Source organism: Paraburkholderia sp. SARCC-3016 (assembly GCF_031119615.1).
Lineage (GTDB): Bacteria > Pseudomonadota > Gammaproteobacteria > Burkholderiales > Burkholderiaceae > Paraburkholderia.
On the sequence record NZ_JAVHZD010000003.1, the window covers coordinates 124,958 to 145,793 of the forward strand.

Annotated in this window: 22 protein-coding genes and 1 other RNA gene; 7 read left to right on the forward strand and 16 right to left on the reverse strand. The window is 61.7% G+C overall.

Going from position 1 to position 20,836, the window contains the following annotated elements; translation table 11 throughout:
- The first annotated feature begins 51 nt into the window (after positions 1–51).
- The 3 genes from ruvC (at position 52) to ruvB (ending at position 2,533) form a co-directional block, all read left to right on the forward strand.
- A complete protein-coding gene (gene ruvC, locus QYH69_RS04625; RefSeq protein WP_075158128.1) occupies positions 52–594 on the forward strand; it encodes a crossover junction endodeoxyribonuclease RuvC in 543 nt (180 codons plus the stop codon).
- Between the two features lie 162 nt (positions 595–756).
- Entirely contained in the window at positions 757–1,338 is a 582-nt protein-coding gene (ruvA, locus tag QYH69_RS04630; RefSeq protein ID WP_308830727.1) for a Holliday junction branch migration protein RuvA, read from the forward strand.
- A gap of 130 nt (positions 1,339–1,468) precedes the next feature.
- Positions 1,469–2,533, forward strand: a complete 1,065-nt coding sequence (ruvB, locus tag QYH69_RS04635) for a Holliday junction branch migration DNA helicase RuvB (protein WP_075158978.1) — start codon at positions 1,469–1,471, stop codon at positions 2,531–2,533.
- Between the two features lie 67 nt (positions 2,534–2,600).
- Here ruvB and QYH69_RS04640 read toward each other — a convergent pair whose 3' ends face one another.
- The 3 genes from QYH69_RS04640 to tyrS form a co-directional block, all read right to left on the reverse strand.
- Positions 2,601–3,272, reverse strand: a complete 672-nt coding sequence (locus QYH69_RS04640) for a histidine phosphatase family protein (RefSeq protein ID WP_308830728.1) — start codon at positions 3,270–3,272, stop codon at positions 2,601–2,603.
- A gap of 16 nt (positions 3,273–3,288) precedes the next feature.
- Positions 3,289–3,747 carry a D-aminoacyl-tRNA deacylase gene (dtd, locus tag QYH69_RS04645; protein WP_308830729.1) on the reverse strand — a complete coding sequence of 153 codons (459 nt, stop codon included), beginning with the start codon at positions 3,745–3,747 and terminating at the stop codon, positions 3,289–3,291.
- A 72-nt stretch (positions 3,748–3,819) separates the two neighbouring features.
- Complete coding sequence (gene tyrS / locus QYH69_RS04650; protein WP_308830730.1) at positions 3,820–5,061, reverse strand: tyrosine--tRNA ligase; 1,242 nt, start codon at positions 5,059–5,061, stop codon at positions 3,820–3,822.
- Positions 5,062–5,311: 250 nt separating this feature from the next.
- Between tyrS and QYH69_RS04655 the strand changes: the two genes are divergently transcribed.
- Positions 5,312–6,448, forward strand: coding sequence for an anhydro-N-acetylmuramic acid kinase (locus QYH69_RS04655; RefSeq protein ID WP_308830731.1), 1,137 nt, complete (start codon positions 5,312–5,314; stop codon positions 6,446–6,448).
- Between the two features lie 151 nt (positions 6,449–6,599).
- Here QYH69_RS04655 and erpA read toward each other — a convergent pair whose 3' ends face one another.
- The 3 genes from erpA to rplM form a co-directional block, all read right to left on the reverse strand.
- Positions 6,600–6,965: an iron-sulfur cluster insertion protein ErpA gene (erpA, locus tag QYH69_RS04660; protein WP_308830732.1), complete on the reverse strand. Its 366-nt coding sequence runs from the start codon at positions 6,963–6,965 to the stop codon at positions 6,600–6,602.
- Between the two features lie 241 nt (positions 6,966–7,206).
- Positions 7,207–7,599 (reverse strand): 30S ribosomal protein S9, encoded by a 393-nt coding sequence (gene rpsI / locus QYH69_RS04665; RefSeq protein ID WP_075158134.1) that lies wholly within the window; start codon positions 7,597–7,599, stop codon positions 7,207–7,209.
- Between the two features lie 11 nt (positions 7,600–7,610).
- On the reverse strand, positions 7,611–8,039 hold the full coding sequence (gene rplM / locus QYH69_RS04670) for a 50S ribosomal protein L13 (protein ID WP_075158980.1): 429 nt from the start codon (positions 8,037–8,039) through the stop codon (positions 7,611–7,613).
- A 646-nt stretch (positions 8,040–8,685) separates the two neighbouring features.
- Here rplM and QYH69_RS04675 point away from each other — a divergent pair.
- Positions 8,686–9,108, forward strand: a complete 423-nt coding sequence (locus QYH69_RS04675; RefSeq protein ID WP_308830733.1) for an OsmC family protein — start codon at positions 8,686–8,688, stop codon at positions 9,106–9,108.
- Positions 9,109–9,205: 97 nt separating this feature from the next.
- Here QYH69_RS04675 and rnpB read toward each other — a convergent pair.
- The 3 genes from rnpB to pyrC form a co-directional block, all read right to left on the reverse strand.
- Positions 9,206–9,618: RNase P RNA component class A (rnpB, locus tag QYH69_RS04680), an RNA gene on the reverse strand.
- A 53-nt stretch (positions 9,619–9,671) separates the two neighbouring features.
- On the reverse strand, positions 9,672–10,511 hold the full coding sequence (locus QYH69_RS04685; protein WP_308830734.1) for a DUF3025 domain-containing protein: 840 nt from the start codon (positions 10,509–10,511) through the stop codon (positions 9,672–9,674).
- Entirely contained in the window at positions 10,508–11,578 is a 1,071-nt protein-coding gene (gene pyrC / locus QYH69_RS04690; protein WP_308830735.1) for a dihydroorotase, read from the reverse strand. Before pyrC ends, QYH69_RS04685 begins: the two co-directional genes overlap by 4 nt.
- A 350-nt stretch (positions 11,579–11,928) precedes the next feature.
- Between pyrC and QYH69_RS04695 the strand changes: the two genes are divergently transcribed.
- Positions 11,929–12,843, forward strand: coding sequence for a class II glutamine amidotransferase (locus tag QYH69_RS04695; protein ID WP_308830736.1), 915 nt, complete (start codon positions 11,929–11,931; stop codon positions 12,841–12,843).
- Between the two features lie 47 nt (positions 12,844–12,890).
- Here QYH69_RS04695 and QYH69_RS04700 read toward each other — a convergent pair whose 3' ends face one another.
- From QYH69_RS04700 to QYH69_RS04725, 6 genes are all read right to left on the reverse strand, one after another.
- Positions 12,891–13,616, reverse strand: coding sequence for an amino acid ABC transporter ATP-binding protein (locus QYH69_RS04700; RefSeq protein WP_075158138.1), 726 nt, complete (start codon positions 13,614–13,616; stop codon positions 12,891–12,893).
- Positions 13,613–14,290, reverse strand: a complete 678-nt coding sequence (gltK, locus tag QYH69_RS04705; RefSeq protein WP_308830737.1) for a glutamate/aspartate ABC transporter permease GltK — start codon at positions 14,288–14,290, stop codon at positions 13,613–13,615. Before gltK ends, QYH69_RS04700 begins: the two co-directional genes overlap by 4 nt.
- The gene (locus tag QYH69_RS04710; RefSeq protein ID WP_308830738.1) at positions 14,290–15,030 is read right to left on the reverse strand and encodes an amino acid ABC transporter permease; all 741 of its coding nucleotides are present in this window, start codon (positions 15,028–15,030) and stop codon (positions 14,290–14,292) included. Before QYH69_RS04710 ends, gltK begins: the two co-directional genes overlap by 1 nt.
- A gap of 89 nt (positions 15,031–15,119) precedes the next feature.
- Positions 15,120–16,025, reverse strand: coding sequence for a glutamate/aspartate ABC transporter substrate-binding protein (locus QYH69_RS04715; RefSeq protein ID WP_075158141.1), 906 nt, complete (start codon positions 16,023–16,025; stop codon positions 15,120–15,122).
- Positions 16,026–16,296: 271 nt separating this feature from the next.
- Positions 16,297–17,601 carry a Glu/Leu/Phe/Val dehydrogenase gene (locus QYH69_RS04720; RefSeq protein ID WP_308830739.1) on the reverse strand — a complete coding sequence of 435 codons (1,305 nt, stop codon included), beginning with the start codon at positions 17,599–17,601 and terminating at the stop codon, positions 16,297–16,299.
- Positions 17,602–17,772: 171 nt separating this feature from the next.
- Positions 17,773–18,732: a LysR family transcriptional regulator gene (locus QYH69_RS04725; RefSeq protein WP_308830740.1), complete on the reverse strand. Its 960-nt coding sequence runs from the start codon at positions 18,730–18,732 to the stop codon at positions 17,773–17,775.
- A 161-nt stretch (positions 18,733–18,893) separates the two neighbouring features.
- On the opposite strand from QYH69_RS04725, the gene purB reads away from it, so the two are divergent.
- Positions 18,894–20,282, forward strand: coding sequence for an adenylosuccinate lyase (purB, locus tag QYH69_RS04730; RefSeq protein WP_308830741.1), 1,389 nt, complete (start codon positions 18,894–18,896; stop codon positions 20,280–20,282).
- A gap of 54 nt (positions 20,283–20,336) precedes the next feature.
- Here purB and QYH69_RS04735 read toward each other — a convergent pair whose 3' ends face one another.
- On the reverse strand, positions 20,337–20,831 hold the full coding sequence (locus QYH69_RS04735) for a gluconokinase (RefSeq protein WP_308830742.1): 495 nt from the start codon (positions 20,829–20,831) through the stop codon (positions 20,337–20,339).
- Positions 20,832–20,836 lie beyond the last annotated feature (5 nt).

Consider the following 20,836-nt stretch of genomic DNA (forward strand, 5'->3'; position numbering starts at 1 on the left):
TTTTCATCCGATTCGTTGTAGTATCGCAGGCACTGAGTCCGCCCTCCCGTTATGAGAATTCTCGGCATCGACCCTGGCCTGCGCGTGACCGGCTTCGGCGTGATCGACCAGTCCGGTCACCAGTTGAGCTACATCGCAAGCGGCGTCATCAAGACGCCCGACGGCGATCTGCCGTCGCGACTCGGTACGATCTTCGACGGTATTTCCACGCTGATTCGCGAGCACGCGCCCGATCAGGCGGCCATCGAGAAGGTGTTCGTCAACGTCAACCCGCAATCGACGCTGCTGCTCGGCCAGGCCCGCGGCGCGGCGATCTGCGGTCTCGTGGCCGGCGGCGTGCCGGTTGCCGAATACACGGCGCTGCAGTTGAAACAGGCCGTGGTCGGCTACGGGCGCGCGACAAAGGAACAGATGCAGCAGATGGTGGTGCGCCTGCTGACGCTTTCCGGCATGCCCGGCACCGACGCCGCCGATGCGCTCGGTATGGCCATCTGCCATGCGCACGGCGGCAGCACGCTGAACACGCTCGGCGGCATCGCACCGGCACTGGCAAAGAAAGGCCTGCGCGTACGACGCGGAAGACTGGTCGGCTAGGGGACCGCGTCGCGCGAACCGGGACCGTTGCCCGTGGCGAGCGGCAGGAGGACGGCGGAACAATGGCTGGATAGCGGCGTCAACCCGGGTCAACCTTCCAGCCCGCGCCGCCGGCTAGCGCGCTGCGCTACACTCGCGCTTTCCCTCACGATTGAATCGATCATGATCGGTCGCATTGCCGGCGTCCTGCTGGAAAAGAACCCGCCGCACCTGCTCGTCGACTGCAACGGCGTCGGCTACGAAGTCGACGTACCGATGAGCACCTTCTACAACCTGCCTTCGACAGGCGAAAAAGTGGTGCTGCTCACGCAGCTGATCGTGCGTGAGGATGCCCATCTGCTGTATGGCTTCGGGACCGCGCAGGAGCGCGCGACGTTTCGCGAATTGTTAAAGATCAGTGGCATCGGCGCGCGCATGGCGCTCGCCGTGCTGTCCGGCATGAGCGTGCAGGAACTCGCCCAAACCGTGACACTGCAGGACGCCGCGCGCCTCACGCGCGTGCCCGGCATCGGCAAGAAGACTGCGGAGCGGCTGCTCCTCGAGCTCAAGGGCAAGCTTGGCGCTGACCTCGGTGCAGCCGCTGGCGCCGTCTCCGCTTCCGATCATGCGTCCGACATCCTGAATGCACTGCTCGCATTGGGCTACTCCGAAAAAGAAGCGTTGGCGGCCATCAAGAACGTGCCCGCAGGCACCGGTGTTTCCGAAGGCATCAAGCTCGCGCTCAAGGCTTTGTCGAAGACCTGACCGGTGGTGATTGCCGCCCGCAGCTAGCGGCGCGTGACGACGAAGCGAAGCATCTCACACCACCGCCGCCCGCACACCCTGGCCATTCGGCCAGGTTTGTGAACATGCGGCGCGCGGTACAATGCCCGTCATGATCGAAACCGACAAACTCGCCGCCGAACGCATCATCGCCGCCACGCCCGTGTCGCCGAATGAGGAGGCGTTCGAGCGCGCGCTGCGCCCGCGGCAGCTTGACGAATACGTCGGCCAGGAAAAGGTGCGCGGCCAGCTCGAAATCTTTATCGAAGCTGCGAAACGCCGTTCGGAGTCGCTCGACCACGTTCTGCTGTTCGGGCCGCCCGGCCTCGGCAAGACCACGCTCGCGCACATCATCGCGCGCGAAATGGGTGTCAATCTGCGGCAGACATCGGGACCGGTGCTCGAGCGGGCCGGCGATCTCGCCGCGCTGCTGACCAACCTCGAAGCGAACGATGTGCTGTTTATCGACGAAATTCACCGCTTGTCGCCGGTCGTCGAAGAAATCCTGTATCCGGCGCTCGAGGACTACCAGATCGACATCATGATCGGCGAAGGGCCGGCCGCGCGCAGCGTCAAGCTCGATCTGCAGCCGTTCACGCTGGTCGGCGCGACCACGCGCGCAGGCATGCTGACCAATCCGCTGCGCGATCGCTTCGGTATCGTCGCGCGGCTCGAGTTTTATAACGCGACCGAACTCGCGCGCATCGTTTCGCGCTCCGCGTCGCTGTTGAATGCGCAGATCGATCCGGAGGGCGCGCTCGAAATTGCGAAGCGCTCGCGCGGAACGCCGCGCATTGCAAACCGTCTGCTACGGCGCGTGCGCGACTTCGCAGAGGTAAAGGCGGACGGCAATATCACCGCAAAGGTGGCGGACGCCGCGCTCGCAATGCTCGACGTCGATCCGGTCGGCTTCGACCTCATGGATCGCAAGCTGCTCGAGGCGATCCTGCACAAGTTCGATGGCGGTCCGGTCGGTGTCGACAATCTCGCCGCGGCGATCGGCGAAGAGCGCGACACCATCGAAGACGTGCTCGAACCGTATCTGATCCAGCAAGGCTATCTGCAACGCACGCCGCGCGGCCGTGTGGCGACGCTGCTCACATACCGGCATTTTGGGCTGGCAGCGCCCGATGCTTCGAGTTCCGTGCGCGGCTTGTGGGATTCGGATCCCGCATAGACGACGCCGCGTGCAGCGATCTAGCGGCGACGGATGCAGCCGGTAGCTTGAAATTCCGGCGACGGTTTCAACGCCGCGCGTGCGGCGACTTGTAAAAGCTGTCGTCCTCGCTGGGTCCGTCGAGATGCGCAACGTCTGCCCATGACACGACCTTCGCCTTGCCGCCGTCGAAATCGACAACGTTGATACTCGTGTTGAGCAACGGGTAGTCGCGTGGCGCGTCGAGCGCGATGCCATTCGCAAACCGGTACACGCAGTCGAGCACGCCACCATGCGCGACACACGCAATGCGTCCGTTCGGATGCGCGGCGACGATCGGCTCGAGCGCATGCAACACGCGGTGATAGAACACTCGTTCCGACTCGCCTTCAGGGGGAGCGAAGCCAGGATCGCGCGTTTGCCATTGCGCGAATTCGTCGGGAAAGCGCTCAGCGATCTCGTCGCTGTCGTGGCCCTGAAACGCGCCGAACGAACGTTCGCGCAAGCCTTCGTTGAGAATCAGCGACATGCCAAGTACATCGGCGAACGGCTGCGCGGTTTGCTGCGCACGCTGCAGGTCGCTCGAATAGATCGCATCGAGGCGTGCACCTTGTTTCGCTTCGCGCGCGAAACGCACGGCCAGCCGCTGCGCCTGTGCGATACCGGACGCCGCGAGCGGAATGTCGATATGCCCTTGTATGCGCTTGATGCGATTCCAATCCGTTTCGCCGTGCCGGATAAAGAGAATTTGAGTGGACATGAGATAAGCGGTGCGGTTATGCGCGAACTTGCAGCCAGAACGTGACGGGCCCGTCATTCACCAGCGAGACCTGCATCTCCGCGCCGAACTCGCCGGTCTCGACCAGCGGATGCTTCGCGCGCGCAGCCGTAACGAAGTAGTCGAACAGGCGCTTGCCTTCGTCGGGCGGTGCCGCCGGCGTGAAGCTCGGCCGCAGGCCACTATTCGTATCTGCCGCGAGCGTGAACTGCGAAACCAGCAGCAAGCCGCCTGCGCGGCCAGCACCGTCGATGTTCTGCACGTTCAGGTTCATCTTGCCTGCGGCATCACTGAAGACCCGGTAGCCGAGCACTTTTGCCAACAGACGGTCGGAGACCGCGTCGGTATCGCCGCGCTCGGCACAGACAAGCGCAAGGAGGCCTGCGCCGATCGCGCCTGTCACGCGATCACCGACGCGTACCTCGGCGTTTCTCACGCGCTGGATCAGCGCAATCATGCGCCACACCCCGCCGGCGCAAGCGCGACGACTTGAGAGACGATACCGACCATGTGTTCCATCGCGTTCACGTCACGCCGAAAGCGTCACGCGCGCAAAACGCCGCTTGCCGACCTGCACGACGTATTCACCCGCTTCGACCTTGAGCGCCTTATCCGAGATCGTCGCACCGTCGATCTTCACTCCGGCCTGCTCGATGTTGCGCAGCGCTTCGCTCGTCGACGGCACGAGGCCGGCCTGCTTCAGCAACTGACCGATCGCGAGCGGTGCACCGGCGAGCGTCACGGACGGAATGTCGTCGGGCACGCCGCCCTTCGCGCGATGATTGAAATCTTCGAGCGCCCGCTCGGCATCCGCCTGAGAGTGAAAGCGCGCGACGATCTCCTGCGCGAGCATTACCTTGAAGTCGCGCGGGTTGCGGCCAGCTTCGGTTTCGCGCCTGTATCCGATGATCTCGTCCATCGGCCGGAACGACAGCAGTTCGAAATACCGCCACATCAAATCGTCGGAGATGCTCATCAGCTTGCCGAACATATCGGTGGGCTTTTCGCTGATGCCAACGTAATTGTGCTTCGACTTCGACATCTTCTCGACGCCGTCGAGCCCTTCGAGCAGAGGCATGGTGAGGATGCACTGCTGCTCCTGGCCGTACTGCTTTTGCAGTTCACGCCCGACGAGAAGATTGAACTTCTGGTCCGTGCCGCCCAGCTCGAGGTCCGAATTGAGCGCCACCGAGTCATAGCCCTGCATCAGCGGATACAGGAATTCGTGAATCGAAATCGGCACGCCGCCCTGAAAGCGCTTCGTGAAATCTTCACGCTCGAGAATGCGCGCGACCGTGTAACGCGACGCAAGCTTGATCATGCCGTCCGCACCGAGCGGCATCGACCATTCGCTGTTGTAGCGGATCTCCGTTTTCGCGCGGTCGAGCACGAGCGACGCCTGGTCGAAGTACGTCTTTGCGTTCATTTCGATCTGCTCGCGCGTGAGCGGCGGCCGCGTTGCGTTGCGACCGGACGGATCGCCGATCAGCGATGTGAAATCGCCGATCAGGAAGATCACGGTATGGCCGAGATCCTGCAGCTGGCGCATCTTGTTCAGCACGACCGTATGGCCGATATGAATGTCGGGCGCGGTCGGATCGAGACCGAGCTTGATGCGAAGCGGCGTGCCGGTTGCCGCGCTTTTCGCGAGCTTTTGCTCGAACTCCTCTTCGATCAGCAGCTCGTCGACACCGCGCTTCGTAACGGCAAGCGCATGACGGACTTCGTCGGTGACGGGAAAGGCGGGTTTGGAAGTGGACTCGGTACTCATGCTGGAACGGAGGAAATCGCGAAAAGTCAGATTGTCCCATAGTTGACCGGCAACCCGGCCGGAATGGGATCGCATTCGCCGCGCGCTGGCCGAATGGCCAAGGTTTCGACGATGCATGAATGAGGCATGATGCAGGGGTCGCGCGAACCAAGTGCAACCGCAGCGCGCATTGCATAACCTGTTACGCGTAGCCGCGTTGCGCGACAATCGGCGTCGGCGGTTCGGAACCTACGTTTGAAAGGAGCCCAACGTGGCAAAAGAGGCGACAGGCGCAGACGGCGTGTACTTCGGGTTGATGTCGGGTACGAGCATGGACGGCGTCGATGGCATCGCGGTCGAATTTGCGGCGGGCAAAACGCCGGTCGTGCGGTCGGAAGCGTTCGTGAGCTTTTCGGAAACGCTGCGCGAAGCGCTCTTCGGCCTGCAACAGCCAGGCGACAACGAAATCGAACGTGAGGCGCTTGCCGCTAATGCGCTCGCCGCGCGTTATACCGTTTGCGTGCATGAATTGCTCAGAAGCGGCAATCTGTCCGCGGAAGACGTCCGCGCGATCGGCGTGCACGGGCAGACCGTCCGCCACCGCCCGGAAAAAGGCTATACACGGCAGATCAACAACCCGGCGCTGCTTGCGGAAATGACGCATATCGACGTCGTCGCGGACTTCCGCTCGCGCGACGTCGCGGCGGGCGGTCAGGGTGCGCCGCTCGTGCCGGCATTTCACGCCACGGTCTTTGGGGTCAAGGGCGAAACGCGTGTAGTCTGCAATCTGGGCGGCATCAGTAACATTACAATCCTGTCTGCGAACGGCGCCGTGCGTGGCTTCGATTGCGGTCCGGCAAACGCACTGCTCGACGAATGGGCCCAGCGCCACCTCGGCAAGCCTTTCGATGAAAACGGGCATTTCGCAGCGGGTGGTCAGGTGCACCGCCCGCTACTGCATGCGCTGCTCGACGAGCCTTTCTTCGAGCTTCAGCCCCCCAAAAGCACAGGGCGCGACCTCTTCAATAACGAATGGCTCGATGCAAAGTTACAGGCATTCGCTTCACTTCAGCCGGCCGACGTGCAGGCCACGTTGACTGCGTTGACCGCGATCACAGTCGCGCGCGAGATCGAACGTCATGCGTCAGATTGCCAGGCACTCTACGTGTGCGGCGGCGGGGCGCGCAATGCGGAGTTGCTCAGGGCGCTGCAACGCGCGATGACGGAAAGCGGCGTAAGCGGCGTACCCGTGCAGACAACTGAAGCGCTTGGTGTGCCGCCTCATCAGGTCGAGCCGCTTGCGTTTGCGTGGCTCGCGATGCGGCGTGTTGCGCGGGAAGCGGGAAACCTGCCCGCTGTGACGGGCGCGGCTGGCGAACGTGTGTTGGGCGCACTCTATCCGCGCTGAACGCATACGGCGGCGCGGCCGGTGAAAGCCGGCGCCGCACCGGGGTTATGCAGAACGCGTCCAGGCAAAGCGCACTATGTGGACCACTCCCCAAAGAAAAAAAACGGGGCCGAGGCCCCGTTTTCTGTCGGACAGACTGCGCGTCGAACCATCAAACCGAGAACGACGAACCGCAACCGCAGGTGGTCGTCGCGTTCGGATTCTTGATCACGAACTGAGCGCCATTGATGTCGTCCTTGTAGTCGATCTCTGCGCCGACCAGGTACTGATAGCTCATCGAGTCGATCAACAACTGGACGCCGCTCTTGTTCATCACGGTATCGTCGTCGTTGACTGCCTCATCGAACGTGAAACCGTACTGAAAGCCCGAGCAGCCGCCGCCCTGCACGAATACACGGAGCTTCAGCTCCGGGTTGCCTTCTTCGTCGATCAGTTCCTTGACCTTGTCAGCCGCTGCGTCCGTAAAAACGAACGGAGCCGGCATTTCGGCTACTGGGGTGTCGGTCACTGCGTTCATGCGAACTCTCCAAAAAAGCTACTAAACGCTATTGTAGGGCCGATCCTGATATCGTGCCGAAGTCCATGAAATCAATAGGTTCTTACGAATAGCGGCACGATACGCCGAACCGACTCACGCCTGAGCGTAGCGGGCCGAAAAGCAAAAAGCCGCCTACGCAAATTTGCGACAGCGGCCTTTTGCGGCTGATTCCATCGCCGCCAATAGCCATATAGCCGGCGGCGGGAATCCGCAGAAGCGATTAACGCTTCGAGAACTGCTTCCTGCGACGTGCCTTGTGGAAGCCGACCTTCTTACGCTCGACTTCACGTGCGTCACGCGTGACGAAACCAGCATTCGACAGCGCCGGCTTCAGCGTTGCGTCATAGTCGATCAGCGCACGGGTAACACCGTGGCGAACCGCACCTGCCTGACCCGTCTCGCCGCCGCCCGAGACGTTCACCTTGATATCGAACGTGGTTGCGTGGTTCGTGAGTTCCAGCGGCTGACGCACGATCATCAGCGACGTTTCGCGCGAAAAGTAGTCAGCGATAGGCTTGCCGTTGACGATGATGTCGCCCTTGCCAGCCTTGATAAAGACACGAGCGACAGCGCTCTTGCGGCGGCCCGTACCGTAATTCCAGTTACCGATCATGTGGGCTCCCCTTAGATCTCGAGCGCCTTCGGCTGTTGCGCCGAATGCGGATGCGTTGCTTCGGCGTAGACCTTCAGCTTCTTGATCATTGCGTAGCCGAGCGGGCCCTTCGGCAGCATGCCCTTGACCGCCTTTTCGAGCGCGCGGCCCGGGAAGCGTTCCTGCATCTTGCCAAACGTCGTTTCGTAGATACCGCCCGGATAGCCCGAGTGACGGTAGTACTTCTTGTCCGTGGTCTTGTTGCCCGTGACCTTCAGCTTACCGGCGTTGATGACGATGATGAAATCGCCAGTGTCGACGTGCGGAGTGAATTCAGGCTTGTGTTTGCCGCGAAGACGGCGTGCCACTTCGCTGGCGACACGGCCGAGAACCTTATCCGTCGCGTCAATCACGTACCATTCGCGCGTCACCTCGTGGGCTTTTGCGGAAAAAGTCTTCATGATCGATCCAAAAAAATTGCGCTGCCCTTTTTGTTCCTGCTGGACTTGAACCGCGTCCATTGACCGCGTTTGCCGGGAAGTTCTAGATGCTTCCGTAACGCTGTGCAGGTGCTCCCTATTCTTCTTCCGCGGGCATGAATGCGGAAAAGCTCTGAATTATAAAGGAAAATGTGCACCCGAGTCAAAGCACGGCTAACGGTGCGCGCCACACGGCGCGAAGTGTGCAGACGAAAAAAAACCCGAACCATGAAGTTCGGGCTTAATCCACCTTAGGAGGAGGGTGGAGGAGACATGCGGAGGTTGCCCAGAGACAGCAACCAATGAACAGATTATATGAGCATGGCTTGTGCGACGCAAGAGGATTTGCAATGCGAAATCCGATTTCACCATATGACATGGCACTCATAGTTTGAATCGAGTCGGAGGCCAAGCGGTCTTAGGAAGACAAAACATTCTACCAACTCCTTGGCTCACAGAACGACATGGCTACGATCCGACTTGGAATCCCGTACAAACAGCATTGTGATGCACCGCAACAATAGACGTCCGGTCAATATCTATGCGAAATGATGTAGCCTCGGGCGAACCCGAATCCGACAAGCTACAATGCCTGCTCGAATCTGCACGGAATCAGCTGGGGATCGCAATGGAATGCAAAGTGAGCTGGATGGGAACGGACGGCATGGCCTTCGCCGCGGAAACCGGCAGTGGCCATCTGGTTGCGATGGATGGCGCGCCCGAAGGCGGCGGCCGCAATCTCGCGCCGCGCCCGATGGAAATGGTACTGCTTGGCACGGGCGGCTGCACCGCGTACGACGTCGTCATGATCCTCAAGAAGAGCCGCCAGGAAATCGCCGGCTGTTCGGTCACGCTGAAGGCGGAACGCGCGAGTGAAGACCCGAAGGTGTTCACGAAGATCCACTTCCACTTCACCGTCACCGGCAAGAATCTGAACCCGACGACGGTCGAGCGCGCGATCAATCTGTCGCACGACAAATATTGCTCCGCGTCGATCATGCTGGCGAAGACCGCCGAGCTGACCCACTCGTTCGACATCGTCGACGCCTGATCGGGCGATGTCCTCGCGCGTGCGCGCAACAAAAAACAAACGCCGGCGTCCCGATTGAAGTGACCCCGCAAATGGGACGCCGGCGTTTTTTATTGAGCGGCAAAGCCTGCCGATAAGCCGGATTCTGTGCACGCCGCACGCCCGAAGACGTACCGCGCGCGGCAGCCATTCCTCTAGGCGCGCCATTGCTGACGCGCTCAAGCTTCCTACCCGCAGACGAAACGGGGGCCCCGTCCTGCATCGCGAAGATGCACGCCTGCCTACTTGGAATTGCTCCGGGTGGAGGTTGCCATGCCGGCTACGTTACCGCAGCCGCGGTGCGCTCTTACCGCACCGTTTCACCCTTACCTGATCCTGGCTTTCGCCAGGCCATCGGCGGTTTGCTTTCTGTTGCCCTGTTCCGCGTGTCGCCACGGATGGCCGTTAGCCATCACCCTGCCCTATGGAGTCCGGACTTTCCTCGCCCTCGCCGGCCGTGACCGACAAAGCCGCGACTGCCTGGCCTGCTTTGCTGAGCAGCGATTCTACCATTGCGCATCGCTCACCGCCCCGGCCTGCACGGGCTATCCGACCCGGCGGCCTGCACGGAATACCGATCGATCGTCGTAGAACGACGGCACCTCGTTCGGCGGCCACCATCCCGGAATGCCGAGCACGGGCAGCGGAGCGAACGCACGGCCCGTCATCGTGTCCGTCGCAAGCAAGGCGCGGCTGACCGCGTCGTCCAGCCACGTATCGCGTGCGACGACGTTCCACGAAAAGTAAGCGGCCGGCACGTCGACGATCCACGCATGCGCGGTGCACGCCTTATACGGCGTCACGAGTTTTTCCAGCAGCGCATGACCGAAGCAGCGCACTTCGCAATGCGTTCCCCACGCGCTGCGGCCTGCGATAAAAAGCGCCGGCCAGTCGAATGTGCGCAACGCGGACGCAATTGCGCGATCGGAACAGGCAAACAGAACCGCGTTTTCGTCGAACACGGTCAGCGCGTCGCGCATGCTGCCGCGCGTCGGACCCACGCCGAGCGCATCGATCGCCGCGGTCCCGCGCGCACTGAGCGCCGCCTTGATGCGCGGAAACTGGAACCACGACAGCGCGTTGAAGAAATCGTGAAGATTGTGGCGAGTCGGAACGCAGCCGGTCGCTGCGATATGCGCCTCGTACGTCGTACCGGGCGGAAGTTCATGCTGCGCGATAAACGACAGACGCGCGCCCCGGCCGGTCGTATGAGCGCAGCGCCGTGCGTCCGCGTTCATCTCTGCGCGCAGCGCACTGGCGCTTTGCAACGCCGCTTGCTGCCAACGCGCGCCGCGCGGCGCGAACTGGGAGAACCATGGCGCCGACCAGTCGAGATCGGCGAAGCCGGCGGCGGCACGCACCGCCTGCCCAGTTACGCCATTCACACGAGCCGCCAGCCGATCGCCTCGCCCGCGCGCAATGGCACCACGGGCGTGTCGCCGGCCGTGACTTCGTCGGGCAGCGTCCACTGTTCGCGACGCAGCGTCACGCGCTCGACGCTGCGCGGCAGACCGTAGAAATCGGCACCATAAAAGCTCGCGAAGCCTTCGAGACGATCGAGCGCGCCGGCCATGTCGAAGGCTTCCGTGTAAAGCTCGAGCGCATGCAGCGCCGTATAGCAGCCCGCACAGCCGCACGCGTGCTCCTTGAGTCCTTTCGGATGCGGTGCGCTATCGGTACCGAGGAAAAAGCGCGGATTGCGGGAAGTAGCCGCTTCGACGAGCGCCACACGATGCTTCTCGCGCTTCAGCACCGGCAGGCAGTAGTAATGCGGGCGAATGCCGCCCTGGAATATCGCGTTGCGGTTGTAGAGCAGATGGTGCGCGGTAATCGTCGCACCGAGCAGGCCAGCGGCCGCGTCCGCGTCGCGCACGTATTCGGCGGCATCCTTCGTCGTGATGTGTTCGAACACGACCTTTAGCGCCGGAAAATCGCGGCGCAGCGGCGTCATCACACGGTCGATAAATTCCTTCTCGCGGTCGAAGAGATCGATGGACGCATCGGTCACTTCGCCGTGCACGAGCAACGGCATGCCGGTTTCCTGCATCGCTTCGAGCGTCTTCGAACACTTCGCGAGATTCGTCACGCCCGCGTCGGAATTCGTCGTCGCACCGGCCGGGTAAAGTTTGACGCCATGCACGAAGCCGCTTGCACGTGCGCGACGAATCTCGTCGGGCGCCGTATTGTCGGTGAGATACAGCGTCATCAGCGGTTCGAACTTCACGCCGGCGGGAAGCGCGGCGAGAATTCGCTCGCGATACGCGCGCGCCTGTTCGGTCGTGGTAACGGGCGGTTTCAGGTTCGGCATGATGATCGCGCGGCCGAACTGGCGAGCCGTGTGCGGCAACACGGCCGCGAGCATCGCGCCGTCGCGCACATGCAGGTGCCAGTCATCGGGACGTGCAAGCGATACGGAATCGACGGACGCGCCAGCTGGGGACGAAGAAGACATGGAAGCAGACGATAAAGAGATCATGGCAATCGAATAGAGAGCAACCCGGAGAGCAACCCGGAGAGCAAAGCCCGAGAGAGCAAAGCCCGGCGCAAACCCGGCGAACCGACGGCGATCCGGTCGACAGCCCGCAGAGAAAAGCGGCGCAAATCACGCATGCGCGCCTTCACGATTTCTGTCGCGAACCGTCGGAAAGCGGCCTGAACATACGCCAATTTTATTGATTGCGGCCTGGGGCGAGGTGCTATGCTTGTAAAAATAGCATTGTAACGGCTGGCCAGGCCTTAAGCGGTAAGGCTTTCGCGTAGCGCCCGCCCTTACGCGTCTCAGACGCTTGACCCTAGCGCATCATGTGCCAACTTCTTGGAATGAACTGCGCCGCGCCGACGGATGTCGTGTTCTCATTCACCGGTTTCGCGGCACGCGGCGGAGTCACCGATCACCACGCCGACGGCTGGGGCATCGCGTTCTTCGAAGACAAGGCATGCCGCCTCTTCATCGATCATCAATCGTCGGCCACGTCGCCGATCGCCGAGATGGTCAAGCGCTATCCGATCAAATCGAAGAATACGATCGCGCATATCCGCAAAGCGACGCAAGGCCATATCGTGCTCGAAAACTGCCACCCGTTCCTGCGTGAACTGTGGGGCCGTCACTGGATCTTCGCGCACAACGGCGATCTGCAGAATTACCGGCCGGCGCTGTCGGGTGTCTATCAGCCGGTCGGCACAACCGATAGCGAGCTCGCGTATTGCGCATTGCTGCAAGGGCTGCGCGAGGCGTTTCCGGGCCAGCAGCAGCCTCCGCTCGAAGAGCTGTTCGCCGCGCTCGAAACGCTCACGCGAGAAATCTCGCAATTCGGCGTGTTCAACTTTTTGATGTCCAACGGGCAGGCGCTGTTCGCGCATTGCTCGACGCACCTGTACTACCTCGTGCGCAGCTGGCCGTTTTCGACCGCGCATCTCGTCGATGCGGACGTATCGATCGATTTCGCGAAGTACACGACGCCCGAGGATCGCGTCGCGGTCATCGCGACGCAGCCGCTGACAGACAACGAAGTATGGACGCGCTTTGCGCCCGGCGATTTACTGATGTTCCAGCACGGCAAGATGGTTGCGCAAACGAACGTGCCGGTCCCGCGCGCCGTGCTCGAAAAAGCCGCTCAGGCGCCGTGCGACGGCGCGGTAACGTCGAGCGCATCGATGCTGCCCGATACGTCGACGCTCGATCTCGAATCCGACGACGCGGCAGCGTTCGAATCGTAGGGGCAGCTTCTCGCTGCCCGCCTGTCATGCGAGTGCGTGCGCGGTGGTCAGTGCAGGATCTTGGCAAGGAAATCCTTCGCACGATCGGACTTCGGATTCGCAAAGAAATCTTCCTTGCGGTCGTCTTCGACGATCAAGCCCTTGTCCATGAAGATCACGCGATGCGCGACCTTCTTCGCAAAGCCCATTTCGTGTGTGACGCACATCATCGTCATGCCTTCCTGCGCGAGTTCGACCATCACGTCTAGCACTTCGTTGATCATCTCCGGGTCGAGCGCGGAAGTCGGCTCGTCGAACAGCATCGCGATCGGGTCCATCGACAGTGCGCGCGCAATCGCCACGCGCTGCTGCTGACCGCCCGACAATTGCCCCGGAAACTTGTCCGCATGCGCGCGCAGGCCGACGCGATCGAGCAGCTTGAGCCCCTTTGCCGCGGCTTCGTCCTTCGACCGGCCTAGCACCTTGACCTGAGCGAGCGTCAGGTTTTGAGTGATCGTCAGATGCGGGAACAGTTCGAAGTGCTGGAATACCATGCCGACCTTCGCGCGCAGCTTCGACAGATTCGTCTTCTTGTCGCCGAGCGACTGGCCGTTGATCACGATGTCGCCTTTCTGAAACGGCTCGAGTCCGTTGACGGTCTTGATCAACGTCGATTTGCCGGAACCCGACGGGCCGCACACGACGACCACTTCGCCCTTTTTCACTTCCGTCGTGCAGTCGGTCAGCACCTGGAACTGGCCGTACCACTTCGAAACATTCTTGATGGAGATCATCTTGCGACCTTTTTCTGAAGACTTTTGACGAGGCTCGACGCGATCACGCAGATCACGAAATAGCAGGCGCCCGCAAACAGTACCATCTCGACGCTCGTGCCGTCACGGTCGCCAATATTGGCAGACGTACGGAAGAAGTCGGCAAGGCCGATCACGTAGACGAGCGACGTATCCTGAAAGAGCACGATTGCCTGCGTGAGCAGCAGCGGCACCATCGCGCGGAAGGCCTGCGGCAATACGATCAGCTTCATCGCCTGGCCGTAGGTCATGCCGAGCGCGAACGCTGCGTTGACCTGACCGCGCGGCACCGCCTGAATGCCGGCCCGGATGATCTCCGAGTAATACGCGGCTTCGAACAGCGAGAATGCGACCATGGCCGACGCCAGCCGGATGTCGATATCGGGCGACAGCCCGAGCAGGTTCTGCAACACCTGCGGCACGATCAGGAAGAACCACAGCAGCACCATCACGAGCGGAATCGAGCGGAACAGCGTCACGTACACGCGCGCAAACCACTCGAGCGGCTTGACGCCCGATAGCCGCAGCAGTGCGAGAAACGTACCGATCAGAATGCCGCAGACGATCGCGACAACGGTGATCTGAAACGTGATGATCGCGCCGGTCCACAGCGTAGGCAGCGCGCCCGGAATACCACTCCAGTCGAAGTGATGCATCACTTGCCTCCGATGTAGCCCGGCAGGCGGGTCTTGTGTTCGAGGATGCGCATCAGTTGCATCACGATCAGGTTGATCACCATATACGCGACCGTCACCGCGATAAACGACTCATACGCCTGCGACGTGTAATCGACGAGCTGCCGCGCCTGCGCCGACAGTTCGAGCAGACCGATCGTCGACGCGACGGCGGAGTTCTTGAAGATATTGAGAAACTCGGACGTAAGCGGCGGCACGATGATCCGGTAGGCGACCGGCAGCAGCACGTAGCGATACGTCTGCCATTGCGTGAAGCCGAGCGCGAGGCCGGCGGCACGCTGGCCTCGCGGCAGCGCGTTGATGCCCGAGCGCACCTGCTCGCAGACGCGCGCGGCGGTGAACAGGCCGAGGCAGAGAATCGACGACGAAAAGAACTGCGCGGTGGGCGGCAACTGCTTGAACCAGGTGCCGATCGACACCGGCAGCAACTCCGGTATGACGAGATACCAGATGAAGAACTGGACGATCAGCGGGATGTTGCGGAAGATCGCGACATACGTGGTGCCGATCGCGGAAAGCGTTCTGTTCGGCACGGTGCGCAGCACGCCGAACAGCGAACCGACGATCAGCGCGATCACCCATGCCGAGAGCGAGACGACGATCGTCACCCAGAAGCCGGACAACAGCCAGCCCAGATAGGTGGTCGGCTCGCCCGTGGAAACCGGACTTAGCAGGATGCCCCAGTTCCAGTGATAGGACATGACAAAGACTCCAACAAAAAGAAACGGAAGAAGCGTTCGGCCCCTTCCGTTTCGTTCAACACGTTGCGACGGTAACGGCTGATCGACCGTTAGTCGATTGCCTTGTCGTTCGGGCTCTTGTACAGCGCCTTGATGTCTTCGCTTTCCGGGAAGTTCAGGTTCAGGCCCTTCGGCGGGATCGGCGAATCGAACCACTTCTTGTAGATCGCATCGGCTTCGCCCGAGGTTTCGACCTTCGCGATCGCATCGTCGACGACCTTCTTGAATTCCGGATCGTTCTTGCGCAGCATGCAGCCATACGCTTCACGCGATTGCGGCGTGCCGACGATCACGAAATCGTTCGGGTTGTTCGACTTCGCGCGCTCGCCCGCGAGCAGCGCGTCGTCCATCATGAACGCGGCGGCACGGCCCGTCGACAGCGTGAGGAACGATTCGCCGTGGTCCTTCGCGCTGATGATGTTCATGCCCATGTTCTTTTCCTGATTCATCTTGCGAAGCAGGCGTTCGGACGTGGTGCCCGCGGTCGTCACGACCGTCTTGCCCTTCAGGTCCGGGAAATCCTTGATGCCCGAGTCTTTCTTCGTCATCAGGCGCGTGCCGATCACGAAGATCGTGTTCGAGAATGCGACCTGCTGCTGGCGCTCGGCGTTGTTCGTGGTCGAGCCGCACTCGAGGTCGATCGTGCCGTTCTGCACGAGCGGAATGCGGTTTTGCGACGTAACCGGCGTCAGCTTGACCTTCAGGTTCGGCATGTTCAGCTTCGCCTTGACGGCATCGACAATCTTCAGCGCAAATTCCTGCGAGTAACCGACCACATTCTGCTTGTCGTCATAGTACGAAAAGGGAATCGACGATTCGCGGTGACCGAGAGAAATAACGCCCGTGTCCTTGATCTTCTTCAGCGTGCCGGCGTCCTGCGCGTGAGCGCCCGCCGTGAACAAACCCGAAAACAGTCCGACAGTCGCGAGAAGCAGCGCAGCTTTTTTAACCTTCATTTGTAAGTCTCCTTGGCCAATACCGGCGCAAGTGTATCAAAGTAACTATTTTGAAAGAATGGTCGTTAACCATGTCCGGACATAAATGTTGCGTAAATCCAGCATTGCGTCCAGCACCCCGCCCGCTATAGCGTCCCGCGCCCCCCCTACGGAGCGCATACGCAAAAGCGGACGGCATCTTACAACGCCGTCCGCCTGCAATGTGCGCGATCATACAGAATCGCGCACAAACCGTTTGGTAAAAAATTAAATCCTCGCCAGAAGCCGTAAATCAGGGGTAAAGCCCGCGCATCTCGCGCGCCATCAGAATCCGTTTGCACGCGACGATAAAGGCCGCCGTGCGCACCGATACCTTCTGTTCGTCCGCGACCTGCCAGACCGCTGCAAATGCCTCGCGCATCACGCGTTCGAGCCGCTCGTTGATCTCGTCCTCGGTCCAGAAGAAGCTCGAGAAATCCTGCACCCATTCGAAGTACGACACCGTCACGCCGCCCGCATTCGCGACCACGTCCGGAATGACGAGCACGCCCTTGTCGTGAAGAATGTCGTCGGCCGCGGTCGTGGTCGGGCCGTTCGCGCCTTCCACGATGATCTTTGTACGGATCTTCGGCGCGTTTTTTTCGGTGATCTGGTTTTCGAGCGCGGCCGGAATCAGGATGTCCGACTCGACTGACCAGAAGTCGTCATTCGCAATGGTATCCGCTTCACGGAAGCCGCCGATACCGCCGGTTTTCGCGACATGCTCGAGCAGCGCACCTGCATCGATACCGGTTGACTTGTGCAGCGTGCCTGTATGGTCCTGCACGGCGACGATTTTCGCGCCCGCTTCCTGGAAGAGCCGCGCCGCGATGCCGCCGACGTTGCCGAAGCCCTGCACCGCAATCCGCGCGCCTTCGATCGACAATCCGGTGCGCCGCGCCGCTTCGCAGCCGACCACGAACACGCCGCGGCCGGTCGCTTCGCGGCGGCCGAGCGAACCGCCGAGCGCGATCGGCTTGCCGGTCACGACACCGGTCGCCGTCTGGCCCTGGTTCATCGAGTACGTATCCATCATCCACGCCATGATCTGCTCGTTCGTATTCACGTCCGGCGCGGGGATATCGGTGTTCGGCCCGATGATGATGCCGATTTCGCTCGTGTAGCGGCGCGTCATGCGCTCGAGTTCGCCGCGCGACAGCTTGCGCGGGTCGACGCGGATACCGCCCTTGGCGCCGCCGTACGGCACGTTGACGGCCGCGTTCTTGACCGACATCCACGCGGACAGCGCCATGACTTCCGACAGCGTCACGTCCTGGTGATAACGCACGCCGCCCTTGCCGGGACCGCGCGATACGTTGTGCTGCACACGGTAGCCTTCGAAGTGAGCGACCGTGCCGTTATCGAGTTCGATCGGCACATCGACGATCAGGATGCGCTTCGGACGCTTGAGCGTCTCGATCCAGCGCGACTGCGTGCCGAGGTACGGGGCGACGCGGTCGACCTGGCGCAGATAGTTGCCCCATGGGCCGAGGTCGTCGTGATGCAGATAGGATGGCAGTGCTTCCGGCGATGTTTCGAACTTCGATTGGGATGACATGAAGACTCCGACGCTCAACGAATGACGCCATTGTCGAAAATCGCCTGAACGAACGCCAATGCCGTTTGATCATCTCGTTATGTTTTTTGTGCATAACCTTTGGAATGCACAAAATACCGTTGCTGACGACGGCGGTGACGGGCGGGCGCTTTTATAAACGCGTCGCGCCGGTCAGCTCGCGTCTTGCGCGAGCTCGGCCGACACCGCGTCCCACAGCGCGCGTATCAGCGTGTGCCGCGCGTCGTCCCCTTGCGCGGCGAGCTTGTCGCGATAGAGGCGGATCTCCATCGTCAGCGTGAACTGGCCTTGCGCGCCGCCGCCGCGCGTCGCGCGGTCCAGCCGGATCAGGCGGCCGTCGGCCACCGCGTCTTCGACGGCGCTGTGCGGAAGGAACGCGATGCCGTGTCCGGCCAGCGCCATTGCTTTCAGTCCTTCGGCCATGTCGGTCTCGTACACGCGGTCGAGGTACAGGTGGTGCGGCGCATTCGAGATGATCACCTCGGTCATGCGGCCCAGATATGCGTTAGGCGTGTACGAGAGGTAGGGCGCCGGCGCATCGGGTGTGCCCGGCAGCGTGTGCCGCGCGCGCCCCGCTCGGCCCGGCGCCGAGAACGGGCTGATCGGCTCGATACCGAGCGTCAGCATGTCGTAACGCGCCGGATCGAGTGCGACCGGATGGCTCGGATGGTGATAACCCATGACGAGGTCGCAGCCGCCTTCGACGAGCGACAACACGGCATCATGCACGTTCAGCGCGCGCAGGCGTGTGTGGATCGGCCCCAGTTGCGCTTCGATGCGCTGCAGCCAGCGCGGAAAGTACGTGAGCGACAGCGTATGCGGCACCGCGAATTCGATCGTCGCGGCGGGCGTCGCCGTATGGCCGCGCAACAGCGTGCGCGCTTCGTGGAACTGCGACAGCATCGCGAGCGCCTGCTCGTAGAACACCTGGCCGGCATTGGTCAGACGCGTCGGGTACACCGAGCGGTCGATCAGTTCCGTGCCGAGCCACGCTTCGAGCGCCTGGATGCGGCGCGAAAATGCCGGCTGCGTGACGTGCCGCAGCTCAGCCGAGCGGCTGAAGCTGCGGGTTTCGGCGAGCGACACGAAGTCTTCGAGCCATTTCAGTTCCATGCGAGAGCCTGTGGGCGCCGGGGGAAAGGAAATCCGGCGAAGTCAGCATTCTAGCGGCGGCCCGGTCGGCAAACCGCGTCCGCGCCGAGGACGGTGCGCCCGCGGTGGTAAAATTCGCGGTTCTCCCCGTTTCCGTCCTGACGCAGCGCGTCCGCCCCATCATGTCCGACACCCGTCCCGATACCCTGTTCGCGCTGACCGCGCTGTCCCCGCTCGACGGCCGCTATGCGCCGAAAACCGAAGCCCTGCGCGACTGGCTTTCGGAAGCCGCCTTCATGCGTCATCGCGTAACCGTTGAAATTCACTGGCTGATCGCGCTGTCGCACGCGGGGTTTGCCGAAGTGCCGCGCTTTTCGCCGGCGTCCGAGCAGTTCCTGCTACAACTGGTCGAGCGCTTCACTGCGCACGATGCGGCGCGGATCAAGGAAATCGAGCGTGTGACGAACCACGACGTGAAGGCCGTCGAGTACTGGCTGAAGGAGTCGGTGAAGGGACAGCCCGAACTCGAACGTGCAAGCGAGTTCATCCACTTCGCGTGTACGTCGGAGGACATCAACAATACGTCGCACGGTTTGATGCTGGCCGGTGCGCGCGAACACGTCATTCTGCCGGCGCTGCGCTCGGTGCATCAGCGCCTCGTCGCGTTGGCCCACGCGCAAGCGGAACAACCGATGCTGTCGCGCACGCACGGCCAGCCGGCCAGCCCGACGACGCTCGGCAAGGAAATCGCGAATGTGGCCGCGCGGCTCGCGCGTGCGATCGACCGTATCGCGAGGGTCGAACTGCTCGGCAAGATGAACGGCGCGGTCGGCAACTTCAACGCGCATCTGTCCGCGTATCCGGAGTTCGACTGGGAAGCGTTCTCGCGCAAGGTGGTCGAAGAGCGCCTGAAGCTGACGTTCAATCCGTACACCATCCAGATCGAGCCGCACGACTATATGGCGGAACTGTTCGACGCGGTCGCACGCGCGAACACGATCCTGCTCGATCTCGATCGCGATGTATGGGGTTATATCTCGCTCGGCTATTTCAAGCAGAGGACGAAGGCCGGCGAGATCGGTTCGTCGACGATGCCGCATAAGGTCAATCCGATCGACTTCGAAAATTCGGAAGGCAATCTCGGGCTCGCGAACGCGACGCTGCGCCACCTCGCGGACAAGCTGCCCGTGTCGCGCTGGCAGCGGGATCTGACCGATTCGACGGTGCTGCGCAATATCGGCGTTGCGTTCGGTTACTCGCTGCTTGCGTACGACGCGCTGATCCGCGGTCTCGACAAGCTCGAGGTGAACCCGCAGCGGCTCAATGAAGATCTCGACAACTGCTGGGAAGTGCTGGCCGAGCCGGTGCAAACCGTGATGCGTCGATATGGAATCGAAAACCCGTATGAGCAGCTGAAAGAGTTGACGCGCGGCAAGGGCATCACGCGCGACGGATTGCAGACGTTCATCGGCGGATTGAATATTCCGGCCGATGCGAAAGAGCGGTTGCTTGCGATGACGCCGGGTTCTTATGTGGGCAAGGCGGTGGAATTGGCGAAGCGGATTGCTTGAAAGAAGTGAGCCGCCACGGGCGGCTCACTTCTCATCTGGAGATCGGCACGCCCGCTAGCGCGTTTTCAGTCGATCGAGCACCTCATCGACGATCTGCGCCGGCGTCAGATCGATACTCACCGTAATCGCTTCGTCTTCACCGGGCTCTTCGAGCGTCTCGAGCTGGCTTTGCAACAGCGACGGATCGAAGAAGTGCCCGGTGCGCGTCGTCAGCCGCTCCTGCAGCACTTCGCGCGTTCCCTTCAGGTAGACGAAGCACACGTCCTTGTCGCCCGCGCGCAAGATGTCGCGATACGAGCGTTTGAGCGACGAGCACGTGAATACTGCCGTCTCATTCGCGTTCTGCTTTGCTTCGATCGCCGCGCGTATTGTCTTCAGCCACGGCCAGCGGTCCTCGTCGGTGAGCGGAATACCTTGATGCATCTTCTCCTTGTTCGCCGCGCTGTGAAACGCGTCGCCATCGGTGAAGTCGCAATGCAGCCGCTCGGCAAGCAACTCACCGATCCGCGTTTTTCCGGCGCCCGACACGCCCATTGCAATCAGAATCATCGAAC

What these genes read in the sequence shown, in the direction of transcription:
- ruvC (WP_075158128.1), top strand. Translation starts at nt 52, where the DNA reads ATGAGAATTCTCGGCATCGACCCTGGCCTGCGCGTGACCGGCTTCGGC.
- QYH69_RS04700 (WP_075158138.1), bottom strand. Translation starts at nt 13,616, where the DNA reads ATGATCTCCATCAAGAATGTTTCGAAGTGGTACGGCCAGTTCCAGGTG.
- pyrC (WP_308830735.1), bottom strand. Translation starts at nt 11,578, where the DNA reads ATGTCTTCTTCGTCCCCAGCTGGCGCGTCCGTCGATTCCGTATCGCTT.
- ruvB (WP_075158978.1), top strand. Translation starts at nt 1,469, where the DNA reads ATGATCGAAACCGACAAACTCGCCGCCGAACGCATCATCGCCGCCACG.
- tyrS (WP_308830730.1), bottom strand. Translation starts at nt 5,061, where the DNA reads ATGAGTACCGAGTCCACTTCCAAACCCGCCTTTCCCGTCACCGACGAA.
- rplM (WP_075158980.1), bottom strand. Translation starts at nt 8,039, where the DNA reads ATGAAGACTTTTTCCGCAAAAGCCCACGAGGTGACGCGCGAATGGTAC.
- rpsI (WP_075158134.1), bottom strand. Translation starts at nt 7,599, where the DNA reads ATGATCGGTAACTGGAATTACGGTACGGGCCGCCGCAAGAGCGCTGTC.
- QYH69_RS04710 (WP_308830738.1), bottom strand. Translation starts at nt 15,030, where the DNA reads ATGTCCTATCACTGGAACTGGGGCATCCTGCTAAGTCCGGTTTCCACG.
- erpA (WP_308830732.1), bottom strand. Translation starts at nt 6,965, where the DNA reads ATGAACGCAGTGACCGACACCCCAGTAGCCGAAATGCCGGCTCCGTTC.
- QYH69_RS04640 (WP_308830728.1), bottom strand. Translation starts at nt 3,272, where the DNA reads ATGTCCACTCAAATTCTCTTTATCCGGCACGGCGAAACGGATTGGAAT.
- QYH69_RS04695 (WP_308830736.1), top strand. Translation starts at nt 11,929, where the DNA reads ATGTGCCAACTTCTTGGAATGAACTGCGCCGCGCCGACGGATGTCGTG.
- QYH69_RS04715 (WP_075158141.1), bottom strand. Translation starts at nt 16,025, where the DNA reads ATGAAGGTTAAAAAAGCTGCGCTGCTTCTCGCGACTGTCGGACTGTTT.
- gltK (WP_308830737.1), bottom strand. Translation starts at nt 14,290, where the DNA reads ATGCATCACTTCGACTGGAGTGGTATTCCGGGCGCGCTGCCTACGCTG.
- QYH69_RS04720 (WP_308830739.1), bottom strand. Translation starts at nt 17,601, where the DNA reads ATGTCATCCCAATCGAAGTTCGAAACATCGCCGGAAGCACTGCCATCC.
- ruvA (WP_308830727.1), top strand. Translation starts at nt 757, where the DNA reads ATGATCGGTCGCATTGCCGGCGTCCTGCTGGAAAAGAACCCGCCGCAC.
- QYH69_RS04675 (WP_308830733.1), top strand. Translation starts at nt 8,686, where the DNA reads ATGGAATGCAAAGTGAGCTGGATGGGAACGGACGGCATGGCCTTCGCC.
- dtd (WP_308830729.1), bottom strand. Translation starts at nt 3,747, where the DNA reads ATGATTGCGCTGATCCAGCGCGTGAGAAACGCCGAGGTACGCGTCGGT.
- purB (WP_308830741.1), top strand. Translation starts at nt 18,894, where the DNA reads ATGTCCGACACCCGTCCCGATACCCTGTTCGCGCTGACCGCGCTGTCC.
- QYH69_RS04735 (WP_308830742.1), bottom strand. Translation starts at nt 20,831, where the DNA reads ATGATTCTGATTGCAATGGGCGTGTCGGGCGCCGGAAAAACGCGGATC.
- QYH69_RS04725 (WP_308830740.1), bottom strand. Translation starts at nt 18,732, where the DNA reads ATGGAACTGAAATGGCTCGAAGACTTCGTGTCGCTCGCCGAAACCCGC.